Source organism: Brachybacterium sp. SW0106-09 (genome assembly GCF_001293905.1).
Classification (GTDB): domain Bacteria; phylum Actinomycetota; class Actinomycetes; order Actinomycetales; family Dermabacteraceae; genus Brachybacterium; species Brachybacterium conglomeratum.
In genome coordinates this window covers 1-11122 of the sequence record NZ_BCAK01000043.1, presented here as the reverse complement: position 1 = coordinate 11122, position 11122 = coordinate 1, and the positions used below count along the sequence as shown (strand labels likewise).

Annotated in this window: 7 protein-coding genes and 1 pseudogene; 5 read left to right on the top strand and 3 right to left on the bottom strand. The window is 66.0% G+C overall.

Annotated elements, in window-relative coordinates; genetic code table 11:
- The 5 genes from Y09_RS13820 to Y09_RS13800 all read left to right on the top strand — a co-directional run.
- The coding region (locus tag Y09_RS13820) for a transposase (RefSeq protein WP_148639669.1) at positions 1 to 592 on the top strand (592 nt) is incomplete at its 5' end.
- A 56-nt stretch (positions 593 to 648) separates the two neighbouring features.
- Positions 649 to 1098, top strand: coding sequence for a DUF6308 family protein (locus Y09_RS13815; RefSeq protein ID WP_053918254.1), 450 nt, complete (start codon positions 649 to 651; stop codon positions 1096 to 1098).
- Between the two features lie 135 nt (positions 1099 to 1233).
- On the top strand, positions 1234 to 2487 hold the full coding sequence (locus Y09_RS13810) for a DUF6361 family protein (RefSeq protein ID WP_053918253.1): 1254 nt from the start codon (positions 1234 to 1236) through the stop codon (positions 2485 to 2487).
- Complete coding sequence (locus Y09_RS13805; protein ID WP_053918252.1) at positions 2487 to 4349, top strand: phospholipase D family protein; 1863 nt, start codon at positions 2487 to 2489, stop codon at positions 4347 to 4349. The genes Y09_RS13810 and Y09_RS13805 overlap by 1 nt, the downstream gene beginning before the upstream one ends.
- Positions 4346 to 7615 carry a helicase-related protein gene (locus tag Y09_RS13800; RefSeq protein WP_053918251.1) on the top strand — a complete coding sequence of 1090 codons (3270 nt, stop codon included), beginning with the start codon at positions 4346 to 4348 and terminating at the stop codon, positions 7613 to 7615. Before Y09_RS13805 ends, Y09_RS13800 begins: the two co-directional genes overlap by 4 nt.
- 69 nt (positions 7616 to 7684) lie before the next feature.
- Here the strand turns inward: Y09_RS13800 and Y09_RS17320 are convergent, their stop codons facing one another.
- From Y09_RS17320 to Y09_RS13795, 3 genes and pseudogenes are all read right to left on the bottom strand, one after another.
- Positions 7685 to 8170, bottom strand: coding sequence for a hypothetical protein (locus Y09_RS17320; RefSeq protein WP_148639668.1), 486 nt, complete (start codon positions 8168 to 8170; stop codon positions 7685 to 7687).
- Positions 8167 to 9555, bottom strand: coding sequence for a DUF3696 domain-containing protein (locus Y09_RS16945; protein WP_148639667.1), 1389 nt, complete (start codon positions 9553 to 9555; stop codon positions 8167 to 8169). Before Y09_RS16945 ends, Y09_RS17320 begins: the two co-directional genes overlap by 4 nt.
- Positions 9556 to 9665: 110 nt before the next feature.
- Positions 9666 to 10954, bottom strand: a pseudogene (locus Y09_RS13795) (IS3 family transposase).
- Positions 10955 to 11122: the final 168 nt, after the last annotated feature.

The following is an 11122-nucleotide window of genomic DNA, read 5'->3' as shown; positions in this document are numbered from 1 at the left end:
CAAGAACGCGATCGATGACCAGCTCGAGGACGCCACCTGCGTGCTGGACGCCTTCCACATCGTCAAGCTCGGCGGGGCTGCGGTCGATGACGTCCGCCGCCGGATCCAGCAAGAGACCCTCGGCCATCGAGGCCGCAAGGGCGAGCCTCTCTACGGGATCCGCCATGTTCTCCGCGCCGGACGAGAACGCCTCACGCCGCGCCAGCAGAACCGGCTGGCCAGCGCATTCGCGGCCCATCCCGATCACATCGCGGTCGAGGTCGCCTACCAGTGCGCCCAGGACCTCCGAGACGTTTTCCACCAGCCCACGCCCGCCCAGGGCCGACGCCTCGCCGAGCAGCTCATCGCGAGGCTGCCGTCCTGCCCGATCCCCGAGATCGCCAGGCTCGGGAAGACCCTACGCCGCTGGCGGACAGCATTCTTGGCCTACTTCGATACCGACGGCGCGAGCAACGGCGGGACAGAGGCCATCAACGGGATCATCGAACTCGGTCGCCGCATCGCTCGCGGCTTCCGCAACTTCGAGCACTACCGCCTCCGAATGCTCCTCATCACCGGAGGACTCGACGCCTCACCCCACACTCAACTCTGAAGAGCCGGGTATCAACCTTCCGAGGTCGTCGACTCCGAGAGCTGGATGATCTGGACGTGGAGGCGCTCGTGAACCTCTGCGCTGAAGGCTTCAAGGGGTTCTGGGCTCCGAAGATGACGAAGGTTCTCGCCCTGTACCTCCCGGACACCGTCCCGGTGCTGGACGGGAACGTTGCCCGAGCGATGGGGTTTCGGCGAGATGCTTTCAGACAGCGCAGTCGAGGCGGGGACGGAGTGATGCGAGCACGCGAAGAGAGCATCTCCCAGGCGATCATCGCTCTCCGGGCGGCACTGCGCGAGAACGAGGCAGCCCTGAAAGAGATGAGAGAGGTGATCGTTCGAGATGTTCCTGACCTGGCCGAGGCAAGCGAAGTGCGCCTACTCGACATCACTCTGTGGACTTCGCAGGAGGACCGAGTGAATAGCTCGCGGTGGGTGGACCTCGCCCCGAAGCCCTATGCCCCAGCCGACCTCACTCCCGTCCGGATTGCCCCGATCGGCGCGTAGCCCAGCCCCTGCCTGCCTCCCTTCATCGCTGCAGGCAATCTGCTGACCTCGCCCTCCAGACGAATCGAGCACCGAAGAGGGGAGGCAGTCTGCAATCGCCACCCCTAAACGTCTCGACAGTGCACCATGGATCTCATGCCCTCCACCTTCGCCTGGCTCGCCGTCGACGCCGAGCAGCGCCGCAGGATGATGGAAGCAGTGGACCAGTTCCGCGACGAGACGACGATCGACGACCTGGGCGTCGGCGCGATCCGGGACGCCTTCTCGGACACCCTGTTCCCCGGCACCTCCACCCTGCACACCCGGCTCCGCTACGTCCTGTTCATCCCGTGGCTGATGCAGGAGGCCTCGAAGCGCCCGACCGCCGGCGAGATGGCCACGAGGTACCACGACCTCGAACGTGACTTCATCGGTGCCCTCGAGCGTGGGACGAGCGATGACGAGCCGGGCATCATCGGCCGCCGCGCGGGCAAGACCCTCCAGCGGGTGCCGTCGGTGGTGTACGGCGGGATGCTCGTTCAGTGGGGGATCCTCGAACGCGGCCTCACCTCCCGGGAGTTCTTCACACGGGTCGAGGCGGGCCGGCGCCTGGACGCCGAGGCACCCCGCGCGGAGGACGGCGGTCTCGCCGCCGAGCGGATCCCCGACGGACTCGACCCTTCACTCCCCGCACCACCCGATCACCTCGTGAAGAGCGCCGACTTCCGCCTCCTCCCGGGCGAGGTCGAGTACCTCCGGGAGGCGATCACCCGCACCAACCCCGGGACGCTCATCGCCCGCCTCGTGCAGGAACGGCCGGCCGGGTGGACCGACACGGACAGCGTGCCGCCGGCCCCGTGGGCACCGGAGATCCTCGACCTCCTCAGCCACCGGGCCGACGGGGAGCTGCGCTCCCTGCTCGACCTCGCCGAGCGCTTCAGCCTCCACATCCACGGCGCGAACCTGCTCTACAACCTGCTGCTCGCCGAGGCGACCTCCTCGGACCCGGAGCGCTTCCGCGACGACCGCGTCGCCCACTACCGCGACAGCCTCGCATCCTGGGCGGACGAGACCGCGGCGTCCCGCCCCTTCGACTCCGAGGACCTCCTGGCCCTCGGACAGCTGATGGCGGCCCGACGCCGCAACTACACCGACAGGACCAGGACCTTCCTCGAGAGCTGGTGCGAGCAGACCCGAACGCCGCACGCCGTCGCGGACTCCACCGCCGCGCGCCAGCTGATCACCGATCGCGAGCGCCTCGTGAAGCAGGGCCGCGCCCGACTGCGGCCCGGGAACCTCAAGGCCCTGAACGCCTGGAGCGGCGCGTCCGGCGCCGGCCGGAACCTCTTCCGCTGGCCGAACGTCGTGGCGCTCCTCCAGGACCTCTACGACGCCGAGGATAGCGCCTGATGCTCGAACCCGACACCAGCGTCCTGCTGACCGACGCGCTGCGGCCACCGCCGGGGCACGAGGTCGACGTCGCAGTGACGACGACCTTCTCGCTGAATCTCACCGCGATGCTGATCGCCCCCATGACCTTCGCGTTCGCGGAGATGGACGACTCGCGCGGCATCGATGACCGCGATCCCGCACAGCTGCTCGACGCCGTCCAGCGCTTCATGGGCCGGACCACCGTGTTCTGCCAGGCCGCCGGGATCCACGTCCCTGCCTCGCACAGCCGCATCCACACCTTCCTCGAGGGCTCGCTGCACGAGGTCGAACCCCCGACAGAGAACGCCCTGTTCCACCCGAAGCTCTGGGCGATCCGCTACCGCCGCCCCCACGACGGCGCACTCTTCCACCGGGTCGTCGTCGGCAGCCGCAACCTCACCCTCGACAGCTCGTGGGACACCGCCCTCGTGCTCGACGAGGGCCCCGACGGCACGATTGACGCCGCCCCCGCCGGCGCCGCCGTCGAGGCGGTGACCGGCATGGTGCTCGACCCGCTCACCGAGGACCGCCGCGAAGCGATCCTCGACCTCGCCCGGACGCTCCGCGACGTGCGCCTCGGGGTCCCGGAACCCTTCACCGGAGGCGCACTCCTCCCACTCGGACTCGGCAGTGACCCCGCCCCGTGGCCGTTCCCGGAGCGGCCCAGGAAGGTCCTAGCGATCAGCCCGTTCCTCGCCGCGGACACCCTCACCAGGATCCGAGCCGGTGCGCCGGAGAGCACGCTTCTCACCCGCGCCGCGGCCGCGGATCAGCTCGGCAGCCGCGCCCTGCGCGGCTGGGACGTCAACGTCCTGGACTCCGCCGTCGACGGGGGAGCGGAGGGCAGCGCCGTCGTGGAGGACGCCATTGATCGGGACTCGAGTCCCGCCCCGTCCACGCTCCTCGACCTCACGGGACTGCACGCCAAGACGGTCATCGTCGACGGCGACGACGGGCAGTCGGAGGTCATCACCGGCAGCGCCAACCTCACCGAGCAGGCCTGGAGCAGGAACGTCGAGTTCGACGCGGTGCTCGTCGGTCCCACCCGGGTCTGCGGCGTCGACGCGGTGCTCGGCGAGGGTGGCAAGGCGATGGGCCTGCGCACCATCATGGAGCCCTTCACGCCGGCGCCGGACGCGATCGAGGACCCCTCCCTCGGCACCGGCTATCTGCTCGAGGAGTTCCACCGCTCCCTCGCCCGGACCGTCCCGAGACCGCGACTGGACCTCACCCGCACCGGCGACGACGCCGTCTCCGCGCGGCTTTCGCTCGTGCTCCCGGCGGGCTGCCCGGGCGAGACGGTCATCTGGCCGCTCACCGCGCCGAACCTCCGCCGCTCGCTCCCCGAGCAGACCTCCTGGAACCTGTCTCTCGACGAGATCACCCCCTTCCTCGCCGTGGAGACGACGCACGGCGACGGCCCCGCCCGGGCCACCAGGCGCTGCCTCCTCAAGGTCCGGCTCGTCGGCGACGTGATCGATCGGGAGCAGCGGGCGCTCGCCGCGATGCTGAACAGCCGCGACCGCGTGCTGCGCTATCTCGCGCTCCTCCTCGGACTCGACGAACCGACCACCGCCCACGCCCACGAGCCCGAGCTCGACACCCTCACCAGCGCGATCGACGGCATCACCGCGACGGACCACCGCCGGCCCCCGCCCCCGATCGTGCTGTTCGAGCCTCTGGTCCGCGCGGCCGGGAACGACATCGACCGGATCCTCTCGGTGCGGAAGCAGGTCGAAGCCGTCCTCCAGCTGCCGAAGGCCGAGGAACTGATCCCACCGGAGTTCCTGCAGTTGTGGGACACGGTGCTGCGATTCTCGTTGTCGAGGAGGCGCCCATGAGCCCGACAACGCCCGCAGAGTCGACGGCCGTGGATGTCGACGCGCTCCTCGCCGGCCTCAAACCCTTCCAGCGCGCTACCGTCGACCACGCCTTCCGTCGCCTCTGGACCGACGAGGACCTCGTCAGCCGCTTCCTCGTCGCCGACGAGGTGGGGCTCGGCAAGACCCTCATCGCCAAGGGCGTCGCCGCCCGCGCGATCGTGCACCTGCGCCAGACCACGGACCGCACCGTGACCATCGTGTACATCTGCTCCAACAGCCAGATCGCCGGCCAGAACCTCGACCGCCTACGCGAGCTCACCGGCGGCCAGGCACAGACCAACGCCGACCGGATCACGATGCTCCCGCAGACGATGGGATCCGCCCCGCCAGGCGGTGTCGACCTCATCGCCTTCACCCCCGGCACCTCGTTGCGCCTCGGCGATGCGACGGGACGCGTCGGAGAGCGCGTGCTGCTGCACTGGATGCTCAGCCACAGCATCGACCGGCTCTGGCTCACGCAGGACCGAATCATCGACTACTTCCGCGACGCCGTCGGGTTCGAACGCTTCGCCGACAGGCTGGAGTGGAACTGGAGCCGCCCCACCCTCGACGACGACCTCGTCGAGGAGTTCACGCGCGCACTTCGCACCGAGACCGGACCCTTCGGCGGCACACTGCTCGATGACCTGTTCGACGAGCTCGACACCTGGCTCGCAGGCGACGAAGTCACGCACGACATGTGGTGGCGGCGCCGGCGCATGATCGGTACGCTGCGTATGGCGATGGCCCGCACCGCAGTCACCCGCCTCGCGCCGGACCTGGTCATCCTCGACGAGTTCCAGCGCTTCAAGGACCTGTTCCCCGGCGCCCGCAGCACCGGCGACGAGCACTACACGGACGCGCAGCAGCTCGCGCAGAAGATCATCATGCATCGCTCGGCGAAGTCGCTCGTCCTCTCCGCCACGCCCTACAAGATGTTCACGCTGCCCGACGAGCTCGACGCCGAGGACCATCACCAGGACTTTCACGACACTGTGGCCTTCCTCGCCGGCCCTGAGCGCGCGGACCTCGTCAAGGAGCATCTCGCCGCGGTGCGGCGGGGGATGCTCGAGGGCACGGCCGACGGGCACCGCCTCGCCGTAGAGGCCACGCGCCGCGCCGAGGCGGAACTGCGGCGCGTCATGTCCCGCACCGAACGGCTCGGCTCCGCCGCGGTGGCCGACGGGATGCTGCGCGAGATGGAGATGCCCTCCCTCGAGCTGCGACCCCAGGACCTCGAGGTCTGGACCGCGGCCGACGCGATCGGACGTCACGCCCACGGCATGGACATGTTCGAGTTCTGGCGCTCGAGCCCCTATCCCGTGAATCTCATGGACCCGTCGGCCTACTTGGCCCAGCGACGCACCCTCGAACTCGCGAACAGCGACGACGAGGATCTCGCGGCACTGCTGCACAGGCACCATCGAGGCCTTCTCTCCTGGGACGACATCCGCCACTTCCGCGAGATCGATCCCGGCAACCCCAAGCTCCGCGCCATGATCGATGCCGCGATGGACCGCGGGGTCTGGAAGCTCGCCTGGCTCCCGCCCTCCCTGCCGTACACCAGCCCGGGCGGACCCTTCGCCGCCGAGGGTGCGCAGAGCTTCACCAAGCGGCTCGTGTTCTCCGCCTGGAGCGTGGTCCCTAAGGCGATCTCCGCCCTGTTCAGCTACGAGGCCGACCGACGGCTCAGCGAGTTCGCGCCCCGTCGCGGGACGGGCGCCGCAGCGCTGTACGACGACCCGCGCACCGCAGGACTGCTGCGTTTCACCGTCGTCGACGGCAAGCTCCAGAACCTGCCCCATCTCGCCCTGCTCCACCCCTCCGTCGTGCTCGCGCAACTGGGAGACCCGCTCACGATCGCGCGAGAGGTGGGGGAGGAGCTCCCGTTGGATCGCGATCGGCTTCTGCAGGTGGCGACCGGCAGGATCCAGGAGCGTCTGGACGCGCTCGAGCTCCCGATCCGGGACGTCAAGGGGCAGACCGCCGGCTGGTACGGCGTCGCGCCCTATCTGCTCGACCGCGCCCTCGGATTGGAGGACCTCGGTCTGCGCGGCGCCGTCGGCGGAGTGACCGACGGCGACGATGCAGGTTCCCGCTATCGCGACCACGCCGACTTCGCGCTCGACCCTGAGTGGGAGGCCCTCGGCGCTCCGCCCGATAACCTCGCCGCGGTGCTCGCCCAGGTCGCCGTCGCCGGTCCCGGGGTGTGCGCGCTGAGGGCCGTCGGCCGGGCGGCCGGGGGAGCGGACTCCTACGCCGAGGTGCCCATGCGCCGAGCGGCTCTCGGGATCGCCGAGGGCCTGCGCACGCTGCTGAACAAGCCCGAGACGGTGGCCGCCGTGCGCGCCGCCACCGGCACGAGCGGCGAGGAGACGGAAGGCTTCTGGCAGCTGGTGCTGCGCTACTGCCTCGACGGCAACCTTCAGGCGATGCTCGACGAGTACGTCCACACCCTCGTCGACTCGCTCGGGCTTCGCCATGATGAGCCGGCAGAGCGCGCCGCGGTCCTCGCCTCACGGATCCGTGCGACCGCGGGAACTCGCAGCGCCGCGAACGAGATCCACGGACTCCGCTCCGACGGAGTGAAGGTCGAGGCAAGCACGCACAAGCTCAACTCCCACATCGCCGCCCGGTTCGGGCGCGCCCTCAGCTCCGAGGCGGCCGAGAACCGCGAGGCCTCGGTGCGCGACAGCTTCAACTCGCCGTTCTGGCCTTTCGTGCTCACCAGCACGTCCGTCGGGCAGGAGGGGCTTGACTTCCATACCTACAGCCACGCCATCGTGCACTGGAACCTGCCCGGCAATCCCGTGGACCTCGAGCAGCGGGAGGGCCGCGTGCACCGGTACAAGGGGCACGCGATCCGGCGGAACATCGCCCACTCGCATGCCGGGGCTGCGCTCGCACCGGGCTACGACGACCCGTGGCAGGCGATGTTCGACGCCGCCGTTGCCGCTGAGCCCGAGTGCAGTGACGGACTCAGCCCCTTTTGGCTCCATGACGGCCCTGCCAAGATCGAGCGCTACGTGCCCGCCATGCCGCTCAGCCGCGAATCACGACAGTATCTGCGGCTGCAGCGGACACTCGGCGCTTATCGCTCGGTGATGGGGCAGCCGCGGCAGGAAGACCTCATCAAGCTGATGGGGGAGGAAGTCGACTGGCCGCGGATCGACCTGCGGCCGCCGCATTGGGACGGGGAAGGATCTTCTGCGGAAAATCAAAACGCATTATCGGAGTCCATCTGATGAAGGAATTTGAAGAAAGCCATGGTGCGAGACTCATTGATTTTGGGGCCGCAATTGGGTGAGTTCACCTCACGCCGAAGCGTCGAGCGAATCCAATACCGACACCTGAAGATCCTTCCTGCAGGCTTTTCGCGCCGCTTGATCGAAATCATCCCAATCATTGGTGAGGAGAAGCTTGTCGATACTGCCATGGGCGGCACCTAGGACCGCACGGTCTTGCTTGTTTCTAGGGAGAATCTTCTCTATCGATTTTTTTGCAGCCTGGCTTGGGCGCGCAACAAATGAGGCTCTACCTGTTCGCATCAGGTGTGAGACGAAAATCCATCCCAGCGTAGAGGGAGTGAGGTGTCGACGATATTCTGAGTAAAGGACACTTGTGTTCGGGTTCGGCTTCGCTTTTCCGGTGTCATCAAGAACGATGGATACATCGGAATCACGAAGCCACTCGATAATCTGAATAGATGACTGGTAATATGTCTCATTACCGTTTGACGCATGGACAAGAATGTTTGTGTCAATAACAAGGTCTGTCGTGCACTCATCCGAAGCCCTCATCTTGGACCCCCCTTCCCGCGCGACTGCGCAATGGACATGGCGAAGGCGTCGTCCAGTGATTCTTCAAAGAATCCCGCCGGCCAGGCAGAATGCTCAATGTTCCCAATATCATCGATCGGCACTTCCCGGACAATTGTGCCAACGTCGCGGCTTGACTCGACATAATATACTGCGACGTCGTTGCTTGAGATCGCACCCTCCGCGATGCGTCTGCGTAGGCGCAAAAGCATGTGTTCACTGTGGGACTCGACAACTACGCGTTTTTGATCTTCCACTTGCTGAATCATAAAGTCGGCAACGATCGTTTGCTGAGCGGGGTTCAGGTGTAGTTCCGGTTGCTGAAAAACAAGCGTCTGACCGCTAGTTGAAGTAACTCCTTGGGTAAGGATTGGCAATATCTGTGAAACGCCAGTTCCGGTGTGGGCAACATTAACTCTATACCCCTTCCCGGGGGTCATGAGTGACATTTGGAAGTAGTCGTCTCCAATGGCTTCGAAGGCGAGTTCGCCATAGCCTAGTAAGCTGAGCCACTCGTTAAGTGCATTGTGCGTGTCACTGTCGCGGGCGCGGAAAATTAGCTCCGGAGCGTACTCACCCTCTGTCCCAACTCCACTCGGGGACTCGGCCCCGAGTCGGTAGGTGCGTTGGGCAGACTTGCGCAGCGGTCCGATATACTTAATGCCATTAAGTGCTCTGCTGACGTGGGCGACTGTATGCTGCTGGAATGAGTAAAGCTGGCGTGCGCTTGCATACCAGTTCCGAACTCGTTTCCAACTCTCCTCGTTGTCCATATACCGTTGAGGCAACTCGAGGGCTCCTGTTCCTGAGAATAGGAAGCCTTGCGGTTGTTCCTCGCGCATGGATTTCTTAAGTGCCGCGACCTCTTGTCGGGGCCGTCCAGGTGTGTTCTTGGGCAGGAGAGGTGATTCAAAAATTTCGAAGGTTGAGGATTCTACTTCGCGCTTTCTGCGCACAGTGCGCGTGCCGTCGGCGCCATAAATTGACTGGCTTACCACCTTGGCTTGAATTCCATCCGGCGACCGGAAAGTAGTGGAGATCCGGCTCGGAGGGTTTCTTTTTGTTTGCACCGCACTCGCGCCAAAGCTAATCTCAAGAGTGAGATCTCTTTCGACATCGTGGCCACCGATGTAGTCTTGAAATATTCCTACGTCGATAAGAGATCCGCGGGACAGCAAGGCAGTATCGGGATTGCTCGCCGAGAGGGTTTGCTTCATTACGAGCAATGGTGCATAGAGACTGGACTTGCCGACATTGTTCTTGCCGATCAAGAATGTTAATGGCTTAAAAGTCAGACTCTCGCGCATGTGAAAGTTGCGAAATCCTTGCCATTTTACTGCGAGCTGCTCAACCAAGGTGGCCTCCAAGTTGTGGTGGTAATCCAACTAGTTAATCGGGGGGGGTGTGATCTGAGTTGTGGTGACGGAAACGGTCACGACCTTTTGGAGCAGGTTGAATCGTCCCGGGTTCTCTGCGGCTACTTTGTGGGTGCGGGCTCTCGGGTGAGGGCCTCGTAGTGGAGCGTCTCGGACTCTACCGGGGTGAGCATCCCCGGGGGGGCCGTGGAGGCGGCGGTTGTTGCACCAGTCGACCCAGCCGGCGTTCGCGAACTCGACGTCTGCGAGGGTCCGGTAGGGGCCGTGGTGGAAGACGGTGGTGCGGATGCACTCGGTCTTGAACAGGCCGTTGACGCGCTCCATGAGGGCGTTGTCGAAGGCATCGCCGACGGTGCCGATCGACGGAGCGATGCCCTCGAGGGCGAGGTGCTCGGTATACCGGATCGACGGGTACTGCGATCCGGCGTCGCTGTGATGGATCAAATTCCCTGGGTAGACAGGGTTTCCTTCCCGTTCTCGTCGCCAAAGCGCGATGCGCAGCGGGGTCATGACCAGGTCGACCTTCTTCGACGCCGAGGCTTGCCAGCCCACGATTCGCTGGGCGAAGACGTCCACGACGAACGCGACGTAGACGAACCCCGCCCAGGTGCGGATGTAGGTGAAGTCCGTGACCCACACCCGGTTCGGAGCAGAGGCGGTGAAGTCGCGATTCAGCAGGTCACCGGCTCGCTTCCCGTCAGGATCGGCGATCGTCGTGCGGAGCTTCTTGACGCGCCTGGCGCCCTCGAGGCCCAGTGCCCGCATCGCCCGGTCCACCGCGCCACGGGACGTGCTCGCGAGGCCTTCCTGGCGGAGGAGCAGCGCGACCCACTTCCGCCGCCCGTAGAGACCGTCGGCGTCATCTGAACCTGCCCGGGGACGGGGTTGGCCCTCCAGGCGAGGTCGCGGATCTTGTCTTCGACCAGGTCGTCTGTGACGGAGCGGGCAGCGATGCGGGCCGGCGGCTTCCAAGACCGGTAGGTGCGTGCAGCGATCGCAAGGCCCTGCCGGCGCAGGACGCGGAGGATCGACTCGACTGCATAGCCCTCGGCGCGCATCTCGTCGATGAACGCCAGGATCATTGGCTGCGGGGGTCGAGATCCCCCGCGAAGAAAATCGAAGCCCGACGAAGGATCTCGTTGTCCTCGCGCAGCCGTCGGTTCTCGGCCTTCAGACGTTCGACCTCGGCAGACTCCTCGCTGATGACGCCGGGACGGGTCCCGTCGTCGACCCCGGCCTGCGCGAGCCAGCGCCGCACGGACTCCCGCGAGACGCCTTCCTGCCGAGCCACCGCGGTGACTGCGGCGGTCAGGGCGGGGTACTCCTGGAGGTGCTCCCTGACAAGCCGCACGCACCTCGCGCGCAGCTGGGGATCGATCGTCACCGGCATGCTGTCCATCCTTCCGGACTCAAACAGCAGCGCCGTCAAATCTGCCTCGATTCAATATCGACGTGCCAGCCCCGCTTGCTCTGCCCACGCCCGGCGGAGAAGTGCACATCTGTCAGACCGGAATCGTATCCTAGGTGTAGTTGGCCATGACGTTATCGACGCCGGTAT

Excerpts from the sequence above, each read along its gene's own strand:
- Y09_RS13810 (WP_053918253.1), top strand. The coding sequence starts at position 1,234 with ATGCCCTCCACCTTCGCCTGGCTCGCCGTCGACGCCGAGCAGCGCCGC.
- Y09_RS13805 (WP_053918252.1), top strand. The coding sequence starts at position 2,487 with ATGCTCGAACCCGACACCAGCGTCCTGCTGACCGACGCGCTGCGGCCA.
- Y09_RS13800 (WP_053918251.1), top strand. The coding sequence starts at position 4,346 with ATGAGCCCGACAACGCCCGCAGAGTCGACGGCCGTGGATGTCGACGCG.
- Y09_RS17320 (WP_148639668.1), bottom strand. The coding sequence starts at position 8,170 with ATGAGGGCTTCGGATGAGTGCACGACAGACCTTGTTATTGACACAAAC.